We start from the raw sequence: 22,191 nt of genomic DNA, 5'->3' as shown, positions 1-22,191 counted from the left end.
TAAAAAAAAGTATATATATTTTTTTTGAGTTGCCCCTTTGTTTTTATCCTTTGTCAAAAGTATGTATATTTTTAAAAATCTAAAGTTTAAAAATAGGGTCTGTGTCTTAATTAAAGATAAATTAACAAACAAATGCCTAAAAAATAGGGTATGTTGTCGTTGAAAGTGTATAAAAAATGGAAAAATGATTAAAAAAATGGGGTTATATTCGAATTTTATTAAAAATTGTATTTTTAAAACTGAATATATAACAGTTTGGTTATCAAATAGTAAAGTTGTTTTGATTGAATTTCAAATAGATTGTAAAGATGGCTATAAAGTAGAAAAAAGATATAAATACATACTTAAATAAAATAAAATGTAAATAGTGACTATTTTGTTTGATTTTGTATTTATTGAAGTTTGTTTCTGGGGAAGAGTGATGATGAAGCCGGATATTTATCCTTTATATTTTCTGTTTCAAGGAATAAATCTCCCAATTTGTTAGCGAATGCAAATCAGATGACTCATTTTGACATGAATCGGATGCAAAAAGTTGATCGGAAGTAAACTAGTATTGTGTTAAGTACTTATATGACGGGAAGTCCGAACGTTCGACTGAGTTCACGTAGAAGGCTTGTTTCGGAAAGTGCTGATAATGGATGAGATGCTGAAAAAAAATCAGCATGACGATGAATATTTGAAGTTTAACAGAACGTTAGCTCTTTTGAAGTTTACTTACCTGCTTTTTATTTGTTTTAATTGTAAGGTTAGTAAAGTCATAAGAAGCAGTTTTTTATATTTGCAGACTTTTTATACCTAATTATTTTAATAAGAATGACATTTGTACTAAATCAGATTGTTCGGTTATTCAAATATTTCATATTCTGGATGATTTTCTTCTGGCTGGCCAAAGCTTTTTTCCTGATATTTAATTTTGATCAAACGAGCCATTTGTCTATTTCAGAAATTATTGGAATTTTTGGTTATGGCTTAAAAATGGATATTTCAACAGCTTGCTATTTGCTGGTTATCCCTGGCCTTTTGCTGTCGCTTCGATCTTTAGTGTCTTCAAGGTTCGTAAATCATTTCTTTTGGATATATACTCTTGTTTTTTTGATTGTTGCTTCGTTTTTAGTTGTTCTCGACTTGGGGTTGTATCCACATTGGGGCACTCGTGTAAATATTACAGCATTTAATTATATTGATGATCCGGTAGCGATGAGTGCCTCAATCTCTATAGGCGATGTTTTGTTAGGTTTGCTTCTGTCTGGTAGTTTAGTTGGTGGATTTATATTTCTCTACCGAAAACTCTTTTCTAAAGGTGTTGCTGTCGAAGGCAAAGTTTCTTGGTATGCTTCTTTCGTGTTATTATTTGTAGTTGCGACCTTAATTCTCCCGATTCGCGGAGGTCTCGATACTTCACCTCTTAACCTAAGTTCGGTAGCTTTCAGCCCTAAGCTGTATGTCAATCAGGCTGCCAGTAATTACCTATGGAACTTTGCCAAGTCAGTCGAAAAACGAAAACGTCTCTCCAATCCATGTGATTATATGACAAAGGAAGAGAGTGAGCAGCTATTTAATCAGTTCATGAAAAGCGATACGCTTGTTATGAGACCCCAGCTGATCAAACTAAATCCGGAGAAACAAGTCAATGTGATTCTGGTAATTCTCGAAAGTTTCTCAAATAAAGTAATTGCACCGCTGGGTGGTTTGCATGGAATTGCTCCCAATCTGGATTCGCTTTGTACAAAAAGTACGGTTTTTACCAATTTTTATTCCACCGGAAATCGTTCCGATCGCGGAATCTCTGCTGTTTTGGGCGGATACCCATCATTGTTGAGTACTTCTATTATGGTATATCCTGAAAAAGCAAGAAGTCTGACATTGCTTCCGGAGTACTTTAACCGGCATCATTATAATACATCATTTTATTACGGGGGCGATATCAATTTTTATAACCTGAAAACTTTTGTCCTTCAGAGTAATTGCGGAAAAATAACCACGAAAGCAGATTTTCCTTCAGAATTGGGTCGGATGTCGAAATGGGGTGTGCCCGATGGTTATGTTTTTGAAAGGGCATTGGAAGATCTGAAATCAGAAAAGGAACCTTTCATGAAAACGATTTATACAGTTAGCAGTCATCCTCCGTTTGATGTTCCATTTTCAAAGATTAAGGGTAGCTCAATTGAAGAAAAGTATTTGAACTCGGTCGCATACACTGATAGTTGTTTGGGCGCATTTATCGATTCATTCCGGAAATCGCCACTTTGGGACAATACTTTATTAATAGTAACAGCCGATCACGGTACTTTACCTCCCGGACCGACCGATATTACAGAACCAGCATCATATCGTATTCCACTGATTTGGTCGGGTGGGGTAGTTGATTCAGTTCGTCGGATTGAAACCATTACTCAACAAGTTGATTTTGGTACATCATTGGCACATCAATTGGGCTGGGAGACTGATTCGTCAAGATTTGCAAAAGATTTCTTTACTTCGCATCCTTATGCGTTTTATGCGCTGGATTTCGGATGGGGTTACGTTGTTCCACAGGGGTGCTTTTATTACGATCAGAATTCCAGAAGTTTTGTTCCTGACCCGGGAGAAAAGGCAAAATCAGTCGATTTGTTGTCGCCAAAAGCATACATGCAGGTGTTACATGATGATTTTATAAGCCGTTAAAATGTAGGAGAAGCGATTCATCGCATTGGTAAAATAGATATACTAGCAATGACACAAACTAAGACAGAACGAATATTCCTGATAATTAATAAATATGCAGGGCACAAGAACGGTGCGAAAGCGATAGAGATTGTGATACCATATTTAATTAAAAGAGGATATTTAGTCGAGCACACCTTTACCAATCATCCCGGACATGCTACGGAACTAGCAGCAAAAGCTTCTGTCAGTGGTTTTGATTTGGTTGTCGCAGTCGGAGGTGATGGAACTGTGAATGAAGTTGCACAGGGACTGATTGGAACGAGCACGCCGATGGGAATTATTCCGATGGGTTCCGGAAATGGACTAGCCCGCGAACTTGGAATTTCAATGGATATTCGTAAAAGTACGATGGCTTTGATTAAAGGGGAAAACTTACAATTGGATGTTTGCAAGCTAAATGATCAGCGTTTCTTGTGTACCAGTGGAATTGGCTTTGATGCGATGATTGCCGACAAAATGAGCAAAGCCGCTTCTCGTGGATTTCTGAAATATGTGCAGTTGGTTATTCAGGAGAGTATTTTTTTCAAACCGCTTCAGGTTAGGATGAAAATTGATGGTGTTGTCATTGAAGAATCAGTATTCCTGATCACCTTCGCAAATGCTTCGCAGTTTGGAAATAATGCATATATTGCTCCTGCTGCGAGTATGACAGATGGATTAATAGATGTCGTTGTTGTCCGAAAATTTGTGAAGCTTTGGATGCCATTTTTTGCGGTTGCTCTTTTCTCTAAGCTTATTCCAAAACTGCCTTTTGTCGATTGCTATAAGGCCAGACGAATTGAACTAGAATTGGCTAATACGCCATATTACCATTTTGATGGTGAACCAGGACGGTTGAAGGTTCCATCTAAAATAGAGCTTGACGAAGAAAAAATTTGGGTTAGGCGTGCCCGATGAGATGAGGCTAATCTCATGTCGTATAAATTTCAACAATGAATTTTTCGAATATTTTCAGATCTCTATACTAACCTCATTATGTAATGAGGTAAAAGCATAATGGATTTGCTAATTTTTAAATCTAAGTCTTTGGTTTCTTTAGTAAACTAAAAGATCTTGCAACGACGGAGCTTTTTTAGAAATTGTTTTGAGATAAGCTGGCGTATAAATTAGTTTTACAGCACATTTTACTAAATATCTAGTCATTTGAATATTTAAATAGATTGAGTATCTTATGCAACTTTAAATTTGAATTGTGAATTAATCTATAATCTCATCTATTTACCTGAAAAGATATTAGTTATGGAGCCAAGAAGGATAGAAGAGGCGTGTATAAAATGCAAAGATCGTTGCTGTGCACGTTGTTTTGATGATGGTGAGGAAAATATTTTCAATTGTCTTACTACTGAAGAGTTGGAAATGCTTGTAAAGGAAAAACGACATGTCACTTTTAATGCGGGCGAAACCATCTTAAAGCAAAATACATCTGCCAGTCATGTTGTTTGTATCAAACGTGGCCTTGCTAAAATTATAGCTGAAGGTGATGGCGATAAAAAATTAATTCTCCGTTTGGTTGCAACGCATTCTATTTTAACCGGAGGCGGCATCTTTATCGACGAAATCAGGCATTTTACAGTTCAGGCTGTAACACAGGTAGATTGTTGTTTCATTGATTCTGAAAAGATTTATGAATTAGTGTCGAATAATAGCCAATTTGCTTTTGAATTGCTGAAGCTAAATAATAAGCAAAATATACAGATGCTTAATAATCTGGTTGGGATTACCCAAAAATATATGCCAGGCAGAGTTTCCGATTTGTTGCTATATCTTCGGAATGAAATATTTCTTTGTAATCCTTTTGATACCCGGTTGTCGAGGCAGGAATTGGCTGATATGACTGGTATGACTATGGAAAGCTTCATCCGAATTCTGAAGGAATTTAAAACTTCAGGAATTATATCGGTTGATGGAACTAATATTCATATTCTTGATGAGGATGCGCTACAGTTGATCAGCAGGAAAGGTTGAATTTTTTTGAGCTCTAAAATTGACATTTGTCAATAAATATCTTGCCTTTAATCAGCGCAATGTCTTTTAAAGATCAATTGTTTGAATTCAAAATAGTCAGTTTAGGTTTCTACTTTAGCCAAGTATAAATACGTTTGCCTAATGTGCAACGTGAGGAAAATAATAGTAACCTTAACATACTTATTTTATGAAACTTAACAATTTTTCCAAGCTTTTGCTTTCTGCGTTAGTAGTCATGTGTATAGCTCCATCATGTGTGAAAGAAGGTCCTATGGGATTAACCGGGGCTACAGGGGCAAACGGCAAAGATGGCACCAATGGTACTGATGCCAATCAAACATGTAAAGTTTGTCACACTTCTACAAAGGTTGATTTAATTTCTACTCAGTTCCAATTTTCTAAACATGAGTATGGTGAAGCTGCTTTCGAAGAATCGGGCAATACTGGCTGTACTCCATGTCATGCTCAAGAAGCGTTTAAATATGTTGTAGCGAATAACGTTCCAGCAACATTTACATTAAATCCAGCAACTGGTAAGTATGTAAACAATTATGCTACTGTATCTTCAGCTGCATATGGCGAAATTGGTTGTTCAACTTGCCACAGCGCTTTGCATACCACTTATGGAACTGCTGATTTGGCGTTTACTACTGTTGCTCCTGTTCCAATGACTATGTGGGGTGGTGCTAAGGTTATCGATCTTAAAGCTGATGGCGGAAAGAGTAATCTTTGTGTTAAATGCCACCAACCACGTCCATTTACAAATGCTTTAACCGGGAATGTATTAGACTATGTTGCATTGGCAACTACAACTGGTGTTGTATTTGATGGCGACCCAGCCGGGAAAACCAATATTATTAAGCCAAGCTACAGAACTCATACTCATTATGGCGCTATTGGTGCTGTATATGCTGGAATGGGTGGAGTAGAATTCCCTGGAACATTACCTTACACCAATTCAGCTCATACACAAGCTGCCTCTTGTATGGATTGCCACATGGGAGCAATGGTTGGAAGATCAGGTGGACATACATTCAGTGCTGCCGGTAAATTTGACGGTTGTAACGTTGCAGGTTGTCACACAACAGCTATTACTTCTGCATCTACTACACTTTGGGTGAATCCACGTGCAGAAATCAAAAAACTTCTTGGTGATCTTGCTGCTAAACTTACAATTGGAGGGGTAGATATTTTGAATAGAAATGGTGATTCAGCTTCGAACTTATGGTACGGAATTACTGCTAATAACTATGACGGTTATTTGAATGTTTACGATCCAATTACCAATCCAACTGCTCAGACATATAATGCAAGCAGTTTTAAATATGTTGGAACTCCTCCAGCAACATGGTCTGCAGAGCAAAAAGCTTATAACGCAACTTTACCAACACTTACATTATCAAATGCACAAATGGGAGCAATTATTAACTTCCAGTTATGCTTAAGAGATTATAGTTTGGGTATTCACAACTTTGCTTATACCAAAGCTCTTTTGACAAACTCAATTGCTAAATTGTAATAAGGCAATATAAAGAATATAAAAGAGGCTTCTTTTTTTAGGAAGAGAAGCCTTTTTTTGTATAAACTTTTAAAATGAATATTATGAAAAAGTATAGTATATTCCTTATTTTAGTCTTTTCATCATTGTTTCTGAATAGCTGTAAATACGATTTTGTATTACCTGTTGAGGTTCCTGTTGTAAACCCAGGAGGAGAGCCAGTTAGTTTCTCAACACAGGTTCTTCCAATTCTAACAGCAAAATGCATTTTATGTCATAGTACTCAATCTCCTATGATGGGTGCAGGAGTTGCATATGCTCAGCTAGTTCCAAAATATGTCAATACAGCATCTCCTTCAAGCAGTAAGTTCTATACAATTCCAACATCAGGAACTCATGGTGCGACAGTATCTGCAGCCGAAGGTGCATTGATTCTTCAATGGATAACAGAAGGAGCTAATAATAATTAGTGATAACATTAAATATTCGGTGAAATGAAAAAAAATATCATATTTATAGCACTTCTTACTTTTAGTTCTCTTTTCACGTATGCGCAAGATGCAACAACAGAAGCTCCAGCGGCAAAAGAAAAGGACTATCCTGTAAGTGCTACTTTTGAAAGTGGTAGTCTGATCGATGCACAAACTGTAGTCATTCCAGATAAAAAGACCTTGGAGATGGTTATCCAGCATAAATTCGGGACTATTGAAAATGGTCACTCAAATCTTTGGGGAATTTATGGCTCATCGAACATCCGGATTGGTTTGAACTATGTGCCATTTAAGAATTTCCAAATTGGAGCTGGTATCACCAAAAGATACATGACTACTGACGTAAATGCCAAATGGACTGTTTTGCAACAAACCCGTAAAAATTCGATGCCAATTTCTGTCATGTTATATGGAAATATAGGTATTGATGGAAGAGCAGTCAGTGCATTTGAATCAGGAATGGTAAGAGAAGCTTATTCAGGCCCACTTTATCATTTTCGATTTAATGATCGGTTGAGTTATTTTTCTCAATTAGTTGTAGCACGCAAATTTACTGATTGGTTTTCACTTCAGGCTGCAGTAAGTTTTACTCATTACAATGCTGTTGGTACTCTTTACGATCATGACAAAGTTGGTGTTCACGCCAGTGGCCGTATTAAAGTCTCTCCTCAGGGATCGATCATCTTCAACTATGATCAGCCATTGAAGATTAAAGATATCTCGGAACAACGTGAGTGGACCAATGCCCCAAAACCAAATTTAGCTTTTGGTTATGAAGTATCTACCGGAACTCATGCATTCCAGATTTATATGGCTTCTACAACTTCGTTATTGCCACAAGACAATATCATGTGGAATCAAAACAAGATGGATAAAACCGGTTTCGCAATAGGATTTGTTATTACCAGACTATGGGCTTACTAAGCTTAAGCGGTTTATTTCAATAGCGATTAAAATATAAAATGGTAATATCCTATAGGAAGGGATGTTACCATTTTTTTACTATTACCTGAAATAGTTAACGTCTTCAGGTAGAGTTCAGGTTTTCTAATTTCAGATTTTGCTGAAATAAAGTTTTAGAAGTTACACGAAAGAGTTGTTGTGTTAGAAAAATGAGCAATTTTTAAATTGACTCAAAAAATGAAAATTGCGATGTGGAATACTTCCGGATTTGTGAGGTTAAAGTTCGGTATGGCATTATTCATCGGTTAATAAAATACAAATCATAGTCAGATGAAACGAGCCATGAGAGCAATACTATCAAACAAGAGGATGACTTATAAGGCGAGTTCCATATGGCAAATAAGAAGCAAATTATAGGCATATGAAACGAGCCATGCGAGATAACCTCACGCACACGAGGATGACTATTCTGGCGAGTTCCATCTGGCAATTAAAAAACAAATTATAAACAGATGAAATATCGGTTAGTACTATTAGTTTCAATATTTATATATTGTATTTCGTTCAGTTTGAATGCTCAGTCTTATCAGAATGCAGTACATCATCCCTGTTTAAAATGCCATTCACAGCAATCGTATTCATTCCATAACACTGTTACCAATTTGGAGATGAAAAGATTGATGAATCCATATTATATTCTCGACACAGTTGCAATGACTTCGGGTGTACATAAACAATTTGATTGTACCGATTGCCATTCTTCGGAGTACGGAACATACCCACATCAGGCCAATTTAAAACTTGAGCCATTAAGTACCTGTCTCGATTGTCATGGTGGCGATGCCTCATTTGCAAAATATCAATTCGAGCGGATTGATGAAGAATTTAAGAAGAGCGTACATTATAAAGCATATGGTGATAATTTCACCTGTACAAAATGTCATAGTCAGCATACTTACAGGGCTACTGCCCGAACAAGTGATAACGTACTTGAAATCGTTGACTATAGCAATAAAATGTGTCTTTCGTGCCACAACGACATGAAAAAATACAAATTGGTCTCTGGACACGATAATCCTAAATTAGTTCAGATTCACGAATGGTTACCCAATCAGGAATTGCATTTTCAGCATGTTCGGTGTATCGAGTGTCATACTGAAGTTGTTGATAGTTTGATGGTATCGCACGATATTTTACCAAAGGAAAAAGCTTTACGGAAATGTGTTGAATGTCACTCTGCAAATTCAAGGTTGAAAGCATCATTGTATAAGTATCAGAATTTGCAAAAACGATCTGAAAAGGGTGATTTAAACACGGTTTTAGCTAATGAATCTTACGTCATCGGGTCTCATCAAAGTCCAATTTTAAAGTTAGCAAGTATTATCATTTTCATACTCACTTTGGTAGGTATAGTAATACATAGTGTTTTCAGAATTTTAAAAAAGAAATAGTATGTCGGCAACTGAAAAAATATATTTTTATCCAGTATGGTTACGTATCTGGCACGCATTTAATGCTTTAGGTATTATTACTTTAATTTTTACCGGTATTTCAATGCAATCGAGTATTGAATCAGCTCAAATTGTTGGTTTTAATATGATTGTAAATATTCATAACATCGCTGGGACTGTTGTTGCTCTCAGCTACCTTATTTATTTTATTGGGAATATGGTAACATCCAATGGTAAGTACTACATTATTAAACCTCAAGGCTTTTTAAAGAAACCGATTAAACAGGCAATCTACTACGCCTGGGGTATGTTTCATGGGATGAAAGCACCTTTCCCAATCTCGGAGAAAAGAAAATTTAATCCGCTTCAGAAGTATATTTATATTATTGTAATGTACATGGCAGTTCCAGTTGTAATTGTTACAGGTATTGCACTTTTATTTCCTGAAATCATTATTGATAAAGTTTATACTTTCAGTGGAGTTTTCGTAACTGCAATTCTTCATTCTGCTATGGGATTCTTTATTTCCATCTTCTTAATTATCCATTTGTATATTGCTTCAATTGGAAAATCACCAATCGAAAATTTTAAAAGTATTATTAATGGCTGGCATCAAGCACATTAGTGCTTGAATGAGTATTCGGCTTGTGTTTAAATTATGCTTGAATGAATTGACAAATATCATCGGTTGGGATATAGGATAAAGTTTAGATTTTGAGGACTTTTGATGCTTATATACGAGAAGAGATATGAGAGAGAATTATAAGCTTTTTGTTTTGCGAAAATCTGTTGAAAATTGTGATTTCAATATTTCCAAATCACATGCTAATATCAATTTGGGCGAAATGTTTTTGATACTTAAAAAATCGCGCCGAATTTTTTTACTTGCTTTTTTACTGTTAGTATCGGTATCCAGATTATCGGCTCAAACCAATGACGATTGTTTGTCGTGCCACGATGATGCAACGCTAAGTACAACAAGGGCTGGTAAAAAGGTTTCTCTTTATATAAAACCTAATGCACTTGAGCACTCGGTACATAAAAATGTTGAATGTGCTGCATGTCACACCGATGCTGCTGTAAAGGATTTCCCCCACCCTGAAAATCTTAAACCGGTTAATTGTGGAATTTGTCACGAAGATGCAAAAGATAAGTATTTCAGGGGAGTTCATGGTCGGGCGTTTTTAGCCAATGAAAAGTTTGCGCCTACCTGTAAGGAATGTCATGGAACGCATGATATTTTAAAATCAGATCAACCTGAATCACGGACCTATAAGATGAATATTCCTGTTTTATGTGGGTCGTGTCACAGAGAAGGGGCTCCGGTTGCAAAGAATTACAATATTTCGGAACACAATATTCTTGAAAATTACAGCGAGGGTATTCATGGACAGGGTTTGTACAAAAAAGGGTTGATTGTTTCAGCAACCTGTAACAATTGCCATGGAAATCACCTCATCTTGCCACATACCAATGTGTCTTCGAGCATTTCGCCCAAGAACATTGCCGCGACTTGTATGAAATGTCATGCACGAATTGAAGATGTGCATACCAAAGTGATTAATAAGGAATTGTGGGAGAAAAAACCGGGTGCTATTCCCGCTTGTACATCGTGCCACCCACCTCATAAAGTTGAGCTGAAGAATTTAATTTCGACTATTTCTGACAACTCCTGTCTGAAGTGCCATTCAGATGCTGACACACACAAAACGGTAAATAATAAAGTTGTTTCCCTTAAAGTTGAAGTTGGCGAATTGGCAGCTTCAACCCATAAAAATATTACTTGTGTAAAATGTCATTCCGACGTAACTATTCATCTTTCCCGCCCATGCGAAACGGCTGGAAAGGTTGACTGTTCTGCTTGCCATGCTGAGGAATCTGATATTTATTTCAAGAGCGGACATGGACAGGCCTATTTCAATAAAAAAGAAAATGCACCTTATTGTACTGATTGTCATGGATCACATTTTGTAAAACCAAAAACCGACGAAAGTTCACGGACTTTCAGGGCAAATATTCCAAAGCTTTGCGGCGAATGTCACAATAAAACAGGTAAAGCGGTTCAGGGAACAAACCTGACGGAGGTTGATGCTTTACACGATTATTCACAAAGTGTACATGGACGAAGTTTAGCTGAAAAAGGATTGCTTTCGGCTGCTGTATGTACCGACTGTCACACCACACACTTCAACTTGAAACAGTCGGATGAAAGGTCTTCAGTGAATCCGAAGAACATTGCTGCAACATGCGGATCATGCCATAAGGGTATTTATGACCAGTACATTGCCAGTGACCATGCTTATCGGGATGGTAAAGGAGATTTGAAATATCCGACTTGCGAAACTTGCCACACAGCTCATAATATTTCGGAAGTACACAAAGATAAATTTATGGCCGAAATTACCACCCAGTGTGGTAAATGCCATGAGAAACTTGCTGAAACTTATCTGGAAACCTATCACGGTAAAGTTTACCAATTGGGTTATTTGCAGGCAGCAAGGTGTTCCGATTGCCATGGGGCGCACAATATTTACAAAATTCAAGATTCAAAATCGCAGGTTAGTCCTGAAAATATTGTTGCTACTTGTCAGAAATGTCACGCTGACGCCAGCAAGAAATTTACCGGGTATCTAACTCATGCAACGCATAACAATAAAGCTAAATTTCCATGGCTGTATTATACTTTCTGGGCAATGACCGGATTGTTGGTTAGTGTTTTCATCTTCTTTGGAACCCACACTCTTTTATGGCTTCCAAGGTCGATTCATGCCATGAGAAAGAAAAAAGAACATGCTAAGGATGGTAGTAATAAAGTTTATGTCAGGCGATTCACTAAAAGCCAGAGTATAACTCATATTTTTGTAATTATCAGCTTCTTAACCCTTGCTTTTACGGGCATGTTGCTCAAGTTCGCTTTTATGGATTGGGCTAAATTCTTCGTTAAATTTCTTGGTGGAGCTTATAATGCTGGAATCCTTCATCGTATTGCTGCCGTCATTACTTTCGGATATTTCTTCTATCATGTGTATTCATTGTTTAAGCTGAAAGCTGAAAAAGGATTAAGCCTGATGGAGTTTGTTTTTGCAAAGAACTCACTCATGTTTAATGGTCAGGATGTTAAAGACTTTGTGGCTTCGATCAAATGGTTTGTAGGAAAAGGGCCTCGGCCATCATATGGGAAATGGACTTATTGGGAGAAATTTGATTATATGGCTGTTTTCTGGGGGGTTGTGGTTATTGGCTCAACCGGTTTGGTTCTTTGGTTCCCTGTTTTATTTACTAAATTTCTACCAGGTTGGTTAATCAATGTAGCCCAGATCATTCACAGCGACGAAGCTCTTTTGGCCGTTGGATTTATTTTCACGATCCATTTCTTTAATACCCATCTTCGTCCTGAAGCCTTCCCGATGGACACGGTTATTTTCACCGGAACAGTTCATGCTGATGAGTACAAAGAAGATCGTCCACGTGAGTTCGAGGAACTTGAAAAGTCGGGAAGATTGCAGGAAGTTACAGCGAAATCTGAGATTTCTCCACGACGAATGAAAGTCATTAAGTTCTTTGGGTTCGTATTCCTGTTCACCGGAATTATTCAAGTCATTTTTATTATTTACTCTTTGCTTTTCCATTAATAAACAGTACTTTGGATTAACATTGTTGTTTTTGCTTATTTCGATAAATAATAAAAACATTCACTATGAAATTACCATCGTCGATTAAGAATTGGGTTTCGATTTCCGGAGCGGTAATCGCTGTTTTCAATTTGACTACTATTTTTTCATTAGTGATCTTGAATTGGGTTTTTGATTTTGGAGGAACTTATATAGGGCTATTTATCTACATGGTTTTGCCTGCATTTATGATTGTTGGATTATTGATGATCCCAATTGGTATGCGGATGCACAGAAAAGAAGGAAGAAAGGCTGACCAATTGGGTGAACCTAAAGATTGGCCTATTATTAATTTCAATAATGTAGCGACAAGGAATGCCTCAATCATATTTGTTTTTGGGACAATGTTCCTGCTTATTATTTCTTCGGTTGGTAGTTATGAAGCGTTTCATTATACCGAATCGGTTGAATTCTGCGGAAAACTGTGCCATCAGGTAATGGAACCTGAATATACGACTTACCACGGTTCGGCGCATGAACGTGTTGCCTGTGTTGAATGTCATGTTGGGTCAGGTGCCAGTTGGTATGTAAAAAGTAAAATGTCGGGTATGTATCAGGTGTATTCTGTTTTGGCTAAAAAATATCCAACTCCAATACCAACTCCAATTTCGAATTTGCGCCCTGCCCGGGAAACTTGTGAGCAGTGTCACTGGCCCGAGAAATTTTACGATGGAAAGCTGAGGACTAAACAATCTTATCTGGCCGATGATACCAATACGGAAGAAACCATCAGCCTTCAGCTTAAAACAAGTTCGAAAATGACTCCAGCCGGATTTCAAAGAGGCATTCATCAGCATATTAGTCCTGATGTAAGGATTGAATATAAAACAACTTCGGCTAACCGTCAGGTGATTCCTTGGGTAAAGTACACCAATATTAAAACCGGTGTTAGCGAAATCTTTACGGATAATGAGAATCCGCTCAGTCAGGCGAAATTAGACTCTTTAGAGACGCGGGTGATGGATTGTCTGGATTGTCACAACCGGCCGGCGCATAATTACCGCACTCCGCAAAGTTTCGTCGATCAATCGTTGAGCGAAGGAAAGATATCAAAAGAATTGCCGGGGATTAAACAAATCGCAATGAAAATCTTGTATAAGGATTATTCGACCAAGGATTCCGCTTTTTTAGCTATCCGGAATCAGGTTACAGAATTTTATACTGCAAGTAATCCTGCGTTGTTAACGGATAAGAAAGGAGACATTGAAGCGGCCATTGTAGAGATACAAAACGGGTATTCAAAGAATATTTTCCCGTTCATGAAATCAAGCTGGAAATCCTATCCGAACAACATCGGGCATATGGAATCTGATGGTTGTTTCCGTTGCCACAACGATCGCCACGCGACAGAACAAGGGAAAGTCATTTCGAAGGATTGCAATTTATGCCATACAATTCTTGCTCAGGGAAAACCAGGAGAAATGGAATATTCGAATTCGATGCAACCACTTGAATTTAAACACCCTGTTGATATCGATGATGCCTGGAAAACAGAGCTCTGTTCAAGTTGTCATTCGCAGCTTTATTAGGCTGGGACTATTGACAAATATTAAGTCTTTTTTTTTTGTGCTGACGAAAATTAAACGCATTTTTGTTAGGCGGAATATTTTTCTGGCATCTAAATTGAATTAGTAAAACATTGAAAATATTTTTAATCATTTAAACACTTGCAACTATGAACTACAAAAAAATTATTTTCTTACTTGGAATGGTATTTCTTACCGTTGGCATAGTAAACGCTGAAGATTTCAAATATGTTGGCGCCGCGAAATGTAAAATGTGTCACAACAAGGCCGAGAAAGGCGAACAGTACAACAAATGGGCGAGCAGTAAACACGCTAAAGCTATGGAAAGCCTGAAGGGTGCTGATGCTACAAATCCAAAATGTTTGAAATGTCACTCAACTGCTGCTGGTGCAAATCAGGCTTTAGTTGCTACTATTACTGTTGCTGAAGGCGTTTCATGTGAATCATGCCACGGTGCAGGTAGCGCTTACAAAGTTGCTACAGTTATGAAAGACAAGACTTTAGCAATGTCGAAAGGTATGATTATGCCAGACGAAAAAGTATGTAAAAAATGCCACAACGAAGAAAGTCCTAATTACAAAGGATTTAACTATAAGGAATATGTGGCTAAAATAGCACACGACGATCCGACAACAAAATAAGTGAGGGTTCTGTCCGATTCAAAAAAATTCCTTTGTTTTAACTTTAAAGCAAAGGAGTTTTTTTTGAAGGATAGGTCATTTTTTGTTCTGTTCAAGTTGTTATACTTAAGAGTTGTTATTTATTGAAAATGGTCGCTAAATGAAACGAACCATGAGAGTGATATTCTCACACACGAGGATGACTAATATGGCGGGTTCCATCTGGCAATTGAAAAACGAATTATCGACAGATGAAAAAAATAGTTTCTTTTATCTCCTCAATGTTCTTTACTGTATTGCTTTTGATGATGTTTGCCATCTCAATTGCCTATGCAACATTCATCGAAAATGATTACGGCACCGACACTGCCCAGGCTTTGATTTATCAGGCCTGGTGGTTCGAATTGCTGCTTTTGGTCGGAGTTATTAATCTGGCAGGAAGTGTCGTCAGGTATAAGCTTATAAATAGGAAGAAATGGGCTATCCTGATGTTCCATCTGGCATTTATCCTGATTATTATTGGAGCTGGTGTTACACGCTATTTTGGGTTTGAAGGAAGTATGCACATTCGTGAAGGTGAATCGACCAATCAGGTCGTTTCCGAAGCCTCATACATCGATTTGAAAGCTAGTGTAAATAACCATGAAGTAAGAAACCTTACCAAGGTAAAATTTACGCCGAATACCAGCAATTACTATAAAGAAACAATCGAGATTGATGGAAAGAAACTAACAGTTGAAAATGAGATATTTGTTCCAAATGCAACGGAAACTTCGGTTCCTGATGCAAGTGGAATGTCTCAGCCGTCATTGGTTCAAATGCCTGCAAGCTCCGGAGAAACCGGATTAGATGCTTTTACGGCTATAATCACTTCAGGAAACGAAACCCGCAAAGTGAATGTTTTTGGGCGCAATGGCGCAGTTTCGCAGCCTGAAGTTGTAACAATAAACGGTATTAATTTGAGTATTGCTTATGGCTCTGTAGTGCGCGAATTGCCTTTCAGCATTCATCTTCGCGACTTTCAGCTTGAACGCTATCCGGGTTCAATGAGTCCTTCATCCTATGCAAGTGAAATCACCCTTAAAGATCCGGGCGCTTCGATCGAACGTCCGTTCCGTATTTTCATGAATAACATCCTGAAATACGAAGGATACCGCTTTTTTCAGTCTTCGTTCGATCAGGATGAAAAAGGAACTGTTCTTTCAGTTAATCAGGATTATTGGGGAACATTAATTTCATATCTGGGTTATTTTTTCATGGCTTTAGGAATGGTATTTACTGTTTTTAGTAAAAATAGCCGGTTTCAGAAGTTGGTTCGCCTAAGTTCGAATCTTCAGGCACAACGCCAAATTGTAAAACTATTTTTTGTGGGGATTCTCCTTTCCGGATTAAGCCTGACAAGTAATTCTGCTTTTGCAGCAGGAAATTCGGCAGCAAAGAAAAAACACATCGATGCTTTTGGCGAATTGTTGGTTCAGGACCATCAGGGGCGTATTGAACCTGTGAGTACACTGGCATCTGATTTATTGCGGAAAATCGCTAAAACTGATAATTGGGATGGTATGTCGGCTGTCGAATTCTTCCTTGAAATGAGCGCCAATCCCGACAAATGGAAGGTTGTACCGCTGGTAAAAGTTGGTCATCCTGATTTAGCTAAGACTTTAGGCGCTTCCGGCGGATTTGTTTCGTTCAGGCAAATGTTTGATGATGCCGGAAATTACCGGTTGAATGACATGGTTCAGCAGGCCTACAACAAGAAGCAAACGTTGCGGAATAAGCTTGACAAGGAAGTTATGAATGTTGATGAACGCGTAAATATCTGCTACGAGATTTTCAAAGGTGATTTTTTAAAGATTTTCCCGGTTCCGAACGATCAACGCAAAACTTGGGTAACCTCTTCAACATTTCCGGAAACGGCAAAGAAAGAAGAGGTTGATTTTGCACGAAACATTCTGAGCCTTTATTATCAGAGCGTTGATGAAGCTGAAACTTCGGGCAACTGGTCGAAATCTGACGAAAATTTAGGTTACATCAAAAAATTCCAGCGCACTTATGGGGCCGATATTATGCCTTCGTCCACTAAAATCAGTATGGAGATATTTTATAACGAATGGAATATTTTCGGCAAGCTTGCCAAAATATATGCTTTACTGGGGTTTGTTTTACTGGTACTGCATTTTATGCTGATTTTCAAGTCAGGCAAAGGATTATCGAAATACATCACTATTGGAACGATACTTATTGCAGTAGCTTTTCTTTGCTATACGCTCGGATTGCTTGCCCGTTGGTACATTTCGGGTCATGCACCATGGAGCAACGGGTATGAAACCATGATTTATGTGGGTTGGGCAACCAGCTTGTCAGGTTTCATTTTCCTGAAACGGTCGCCGATAACTTTGGCTGTAACTACGCTTTTGGCTGCCATTATCCTTTTTGTGGCTGGAATGAGCTGGATGAACCCGGAAATAACCAATTTGGTTCCAGTACTGAAATCGTATTGGCTGGTGGTTCATGTGGCCATTATTACCGCCAGTTATGGCTTTCTGGGCATGGGAGCATTGCTCGGAATGCTAAATTTGGTGCTGATGATTTTGCGAAACAAAAAGAATAATCAAAAAATCAGTTTTACCATTCTTGAAGTTTCTTACATCGTTGAAATGGCATTGATTATTGGGCTGTTTATGCTTACCATTGGTTCGTTTATTGGCGGTGTCTGGGCCAACGAATCATGGGGCCGCTATTGGGGATGGGATCCGAAAGAAACCTGGGCATTGGTTACCGTTTTAGTTTATTCCATTATTCTGCACCTCCGGAAAGTTCCTGGATTAAAAAGCACTTTCGCTTTAAATAGCCTTGCCCTGGTCGGTTTGAGTTCTGTCTTGATGACTTTCTTTGGGGTGAATTATTACTTATCCGGAATGCACTCATACGGAGCAGGCGATCCACCTCCAATTCCAAGTGGCTTGTATGTGGCCATTGTGGTTGTTATTGCCTTGATTATCTTTGCCCGAAGAGCAGAGCAAAAGAATGGAGATATTTCAGATCCGGATGATGTTCAGGAATAGAAAATTACAACGATACGAAAAGGTCCATTGCTTCAAAAGGCGGTGGACTTTTTTTATGCCCCTCTTCTTCAAAACATTGTGAAGTAAATCAGGCGTTTGATCGAAATCTTTCCCTAATTTTAGAGGATCAAACAAGTCTAAACCTAATCACGATGAATGAAGAAATGAATTCAAACAAGCAAACTTCAGTCAATGCGGCTGAAACTGAATTATCCAACGCCATCAATCGCAGAAAATTTATTGGCGGAGTAACAACCGCTGCACTTGGAGTAACTTTAATCCCAAGGCACGTATTGGGTGGAGCAGGTTTTGTTGCGCCGAGCGATAAAATCAACCTGGCCTACATTGGTTGCGGAACGCAGGGATTGCGCGAAATGCAAGGAATGCTCGACCTTCCTGAAATACAAATTGTAGCGGTTTGCGATCCGCAGAAAAAAGCGATCAATTATTACGATTGGGACCCCGAATCACTACGCGACCAGATTCGCAAGGCTATTGGTAATCCGAACTGGACTACAGGCGGAAACAACACCATTCCCGGAGGTCGCGACAATGCTCAGGAATATGTTGATGGGTTTTATGCCAAACAAAGGGCCGATCAGAAATACAAAGCCTGCCGTGCTTATGCCGATTTCAGGGAACTGTTCGAAAAAGAAAAAGGACTGGATGCCGTTAAAGTTATGACGCCGGATCATTTGCACGGACTGATTGCGATGGCTGCTATGAAGCGCAATATTGCGGTTACCATGCACAAACCCATTTCGAACCGCCTGCTCGAAGGCCGGAAAGTGATTGATTTTGCCCGGAACTCGAACGTAATTACTCACCTCATTCCCTGGGACACCAACGGAAATATGGATCAGATCATGTTATGGATCAACGGCGGTGTAATCGGGACTTTGAAGGAAGTACACAACTGGTCGTTCCGCCCGGTATGGCCGCAATACGCCAAAGTACCTGCCGAAAAACCCACCGTTCCTGATGGGTTCGATTGGGATTTGTGGGTTGGGCCCGAAGCCGATCGCCCGTACCATCCGTATTATACCAATATGGTTTTCCGCGGTTGGTACGACTTTGGTGGCGGCTCGATGGCCGATATGGGTCACTATAGCTTGTGGACTGTTTTCAACGCGCTGGAACTAGAAAACCCAACCATTATTGAGCCAAATAGAAGCCATGTTTGCGATTTGCAGACTGATGCAACAGCTTACCAGATTGAGAATGATTTTGCTTTCCCGTTTGCCAGTACAGTTCGGTTTAAATATCCGGCCAAAGGCAACCGCCCGGCAGTTGACCTGGTGTGGTACGATGGCGGAATGAAACCTCCGACACCACAGGAATTCTACGATAAAAACATCGATTTTCCGGATGAAGGAATGATGTTCGTTGGCGACAAGGGAATCATCATGTCATCTGCATTTACGGTTGAAAAGCCCTATTTGCTTTCAGGAGAAGTGAAAAAAGCCGAAGAAGTTTCGGTGGCAGCCGGGGCAACCAAGCAACCTGGAGTGCAGCGGTTTGTGGAGGGAATAAAAACCGGTAAGCAAATTGAGGGTAATTTCCGCCAGGCCTGGCCAATTACCGAAGCCGTCAATTTGTACGCAGCAGCTTTGCGAACAAACAAAACCCTACGCTATGACGCCTCGCAGTTGAAAATTACCAATAACGATGCTGCGAACAACTATCTGCAACGTGCCTATCGGTCGGGTTGGAATATCGATTCGATTTAGACCTTAAAACGGAAAGATATGAACTTAACCAGAAGAAACTTTATAAAAGCGGGTGGAGCAGCATTGGGCTCCATGGCTTTACTGAATGCTATTTTGCCGAAAGCGACAGCTGCCGACTCTAAACAAAGATTAGCATTTGGATTTCAGACTTGGACGCTTCGCGATGAGCTGGGCAACGACTTCTCTGGAACCTTGAAAAAAATGGCGGGAATGGGCTATTCTGAAGTTGAAATGTGCTCTCCGCTGGGCTACACCGGAACTCCGTTTGAGAAATTCAATAACCTGAGCGGAACTGAACTTCGGAAAATGATTGAGGATACCGGTCTGAAATGCACCAGCTCACATTACGGCATGGGCGAATTGCGCGACCATTTGGATAACCGAATTGAGTGGGCGCAGCAAATGGGCATGAGACAGATGATTTGTTCAAGCTTGTGGCTGCCCGATGGCGCTTCGGTTGACGATTACCGCAAAGGATGCGACGAGCTAAATATTATTGGTCGCAAGGTGCAGGCCGCCGGGTTACAGCTCGGATACCACAATCACCACATGGAGTTCGAAAAGCGGGGCGACGAGCTGATTTATGATGCCATGCTCGAAAGGCTCGATCCGGCGCTGGTGAAAATGCAATCCCAGGTTGCCGTTGTGAATATTGGATACAAGGCTGCCGATTATTTCAGAAAATACCCCGGAAGGTTTATATCGGCCCATTTGGCCGACTGGTCTGCCACTAAAAAAGAACAGGTAGCTATAGGGCAAGGGATTGTGGATTGGAAAGACTTTTTTGCTGCTGCCATTGTGGGTGGCGTAAAAAATATTTTCGTGGAAATGGACCCGCCAACCTTTAAAGACAGCGCCGAATTCCTGAAGAAAATATAGTCCGTATGAATAAAATAAAAACGAGGCAGGTGAATAACTTACCTCGTTTTATTTAGATGAAATTTCTTCTTACGATAAACTCAGTCTTTTATCTTCTTTGGTTTACACAGTTTGTCTTCTTTTTTTGCTTTCCGCTCGCAACGTTTGCAAACGTATTTGGCATCGTCTTTTTCCTTGTAATCTTCGTTTTTACACTGCGTTTTCGACATATCTATATTTTATCCTGTTCGACGTGCTGTAAAACAACCGTAACCGGATAATTGTTGCGAAGGTATTCGGCTAATTTTTCGGCTGCATATACCGAGCGATGCTGTCCTCCGGTGCATCCGAAGCTCACACATAAATGCGAAAACCCTCTGGACGAATAAACTTCAACCGATTGCGATACCAGGCTGATAACTGATTCCATAAAGCTGGCAATAGTCGATTTTTCTTCGAGAAATTTCTGAACCTGCGGGTCTTTTCCAGTAAGGTGTTTGTATTCAAGGTAACGACCCGGATTGTGAATGGCACGGCAATCGAAGACGAATCCTCCACCATTTCCTGAGGGATCGTGCGGAATGCCTTTTTTATACGAAAAGCTACTGACACGCACGGTTAACCGGTCATTCGACGGACTGATCGTTTTCAGGAACACCGATTCAGTAACAGCTTTCAGTACCTTAAATAATTCGGGAAGCTTGGCCTGGATTGTATTTTTGGCAAGCAGTGTTTCCAGATTTTTGAGTGCAAATGGAATACTTTTCAGGAAGTGCTCTTTTTTCTCATAAAAACCACGAAACCCATAGGCGCCCATGGCCTGCATAATTCGTATCAGCACATAGCCACCAAATAAAGCCTTGAATTTATCGCGATTGACCTGTTTGTACTGGCTAAGTTCGTCCAGATAAAATTCGAGTAATTCTTCGCGTTCGGCCTCCGGAATATTGGCTTTGGCATCGTAAAGCAGCGAAGCCAAATCGTATTGAAGTGCGCCTTTCCTTCCACCCTGATAATCGATGAAATATACTTTCCCGTCTTTCAACATCACGTTTCTCGACTGAAAATCACGATAGAGGAACGCATTGTTGTCTACAGCCAATAAGTAGTCGCTAAAAGTCTGAAAGTCGTCTTCCAGAGCCTGTTCGTCGAAAGGTATTTTGGCCAGTTTCAGGAAATAATACTTGAAATAATTTAAGTCCCACATCATCGATTGTTTGTCGAAAGCTTCGCGTGGGTAGCAAACGCTGTAATCGATGTCTTTCCCGGCAACCAGTTGAATCCGCGGAAGTTCGCGCAGAACCTTTTTGTATTCATCTACTATTTTGATTGAAAATCCTTCATTTTCGCGGGTTTTGCTGATGAAATCGAATAGGGTAGTGTTGCCCAGATCTTCCTGAAGGTAGCAATCCATGTTACTGTTTACAGCATAAATGTGAGGAACCGGAATGTTCTTATTTCGGAAATGGGCCGAAAACTCCAGGAACGCCTGATTCTCTTTTACATCCTGATTGTAGGCACCAATAACCTGGTGGTTTACACTTTTTATCCTGACATATTCGCGGTATGAACCTGATGCCGGTAACTGCTCAAAGAAGGTAACTTCTTCTTTAAAATGAGACTCAAACAAACTGAATAGCTGATCTTTTATTTTTAGTTCCAAAGCGAAATTTTTAGAGTGAGTGGGTGACTCGAAGTCATCCG

16 protein-coding genes are annotated in these 22,191 nt (G+C 39.3%); 14 read left to right on the top strand and 2 right to left on the bottom strand.

Going from position 1 to position 22,191, the window contains the following annotated elements; translation table 11 throughout:
- Positions 1-816 precede the first annotated feature (816 nt).
- From AQPE_RS04070 to AQPE_RS04005, 14 genes are all read left to right on the top strand, one after another.
- Entirely contained in the window at positions 817-2,667 is a 1,851-nt protein-coding gene (locus AQPE_RS04070; protein WP_318349773.1) for an LTA synthase family protein, read from the top strand.
- 48 nt (positions 2,668-2,715) lie between these two features.
- Positions 2,716-3,606: a diacylglycerol/lipid kinase family protein gene (locus AQPE_RS04065; RefSeq protein WP_318349772.1), complete on the top strand. Its 891-nt coding sequence runs from the start codon at positions 2,716-2,718 to the stop codon at positions 3,604-3,606.
- Between the two features lie 342 nt (positions 3,607-3,948).
- Entirely contained in the window at positions 3,949-4,674 is a 726-nt protein-coding gene (locus AQPE_RS04060) for a Crp/Fnr family transcriptional regulator (RefSeq protein ID WP_318349771.1), read from the top strand.
- Between the two features lie 187 nt (positions 4,675-4,861).
- Positions 4,862-6,193, top strand: a complete 1,332-nt coding sequence (locus AQPE_RS04055) for an ammonia-forming cytochrome c nitrite reductase subunit c552 (protein WP_318349770.1) — start codon at positions 4,862-4,864, stop codon at positions 6,191-6,193.
- 83 nt (positions 6,194-6,276) lie between these two features.
- A complete protein-coding gene (locus AQPE_RS04050; protein ID WP_318349769.1) occupies positions 6,277-6,642 on the top strand; it encodes a hypothetical protein in 366 nt (121 codons plus the stop codon).
- 24 nt (positions 6,643-6,666) lie between these two features.
- Positions 6,667-7,587 carry a DUF5777 family beta-barrel protein gene (locus AQPE_RS04045; RefSeq protein ID WP_318349768.1) on the top strand — a complete coding sequence of 307 codons (921 nt, stop codon included), beginning with the start codon at positions 6,667-6,669 and terminating at the stop codon, positions 7,585-7,587.
- Positions 7,588-8,234: 647 nt separating this feature from the next.
- Positions 8,235-9,017: a cytochrome c3 family protein gene (locus AQPE_RS04040; protein ID WP_404800998.1), complete on the top strand. Its 783-nt coding sequence runs from the start codon at positions 8,235-8,237 to the stop codon at positions 9,015-9,017.
- A gap of 1 nt (position 9,018) precedes the next feature.
- Complete coding sequence (locus AQPE_RS04035; RefSeq protein WP_318349766.1) at positions 9,019-9,642, top strand: cytochrome b/b6 domain-containing protein; 624 nt, start codon at positions 9,019-9,021, stop codon at positions 9,640-9,642.
- 220 nt (positions 9,643-9,862) lie between these two features.
- Positions 9,863-12,649, top strand: coding sequence for a cytochrome c3 family protein (locus AQPE_RS04030; RefSeq protein ID WP_318349765.1), 2,787 nt, complete (start codon positions 9,863-9,865; stop codon positions 12,647-12,649).
- A gap of 65 nt (positions 12,650-12,714) precedes the next feature.
- Positions 12,715-14,217 carry a cytochrome c3 family protein gene (locus AQPE_RS04025; RefSeq protein WP_318349764.1) on the top strand — a complete coding sequence of 501 codons (1,503 nt, stop codon included), beginning with the start codon at positions 12,715-12,717 and terminating at the stop codon, positions 14,215-14,217.
- Positions 14,218-14,363: 146 nt separating this feature from the next.
- Complete coding sequence (locus AQPE_RS04020) at positions 14,364-14,855, top strand: multiheme c-type cytochrome (RefSeq protein ID WP_318349763.1); 492 nt, start codon at positions 14,364-14,366, stop codon at positions 14,853-14,855.
- 230 nt (positions 14,856-15,085) lie between these two features.
- The gene (ccsA, locus tag AQPE_RS04015; protein WP_318349762.1) at positions 15,086-17,899 is read left to right on the top strand and encodes a cytochrome c biogenesis protein CcsA; all 2,814 of its coding nucleotides are present in this window, start codon (positions 15,086-15,088) and stop codon (positions 17,897-17,899) included.
- A 152-nt stretch (positions 17,900-18,051) separates the two neighbouring features.
- Positions 18,052-19,629, top strand: a complete 1,578-nt coding sequence (locus tag AQPE_RS04010) for a Gfo/Idh/MocA family oxidoreductase (RefSeq protein ID WP_318349761.1) — start codon at positions 18,052-18,054, stop codon at positions 19,627-19,629.
- Positions 19,630-19,647: 18 nt separating this feature from the next.
- A complete protein-coding gene (locus tag AQPE_RS04005; protein WP_318349760.1) occupies positions 19,648-20,508 on the top strand; it encodes a sugar phosphate isomerase/epimerase family protein in 861 nt (286 codons plus the stop codon).
- 80 nt (positions 20,509-20,588) lie between these two features.
- On the opposite strand, the gene AQPE_RS04000 is transcribed toward AQPE_RS04005, so the two are convergent.
- Positions 20,589-20,717, bottom strand: coding sequence for a hypothetical protein (locus AQPE_RS04000; protein WP_318349759.1), 129 nt, complete (start codon positions 20,715-20,717; stop codon positions 20,589-20,591).
- A gap of 2 nt (positions 20,718-20,719) precedes the next feature.
- Positions 20,720-22,150, bottom strand: coding sequence for a RapZ C-terminal domain-containing protein (locus AQPE_RS03995; RefSeq protein ID WP_318349758.1), 1,431 nt, complete (start codon positions 22,148-22,150; stop codon positions 20,720-20,722).
- Positions 22,151-22,191: the final 41 nt, after the last annotated feature.

The sequence above is a fragment of the Aquipluma nitroreducens genome (assembly GCF_009689585.1).
Classification (GTDB): Bacteria; Bacteroidota; Bacteroidia; order Bacteroidales; family Prolixibacteraceae; genus Aquipluma; species Aquipluma nitroreducens.
Note: the sequence above shows the minus strand (reverse complement) of the source record. Positions and strands in the feature narration are given on the sequence as shown.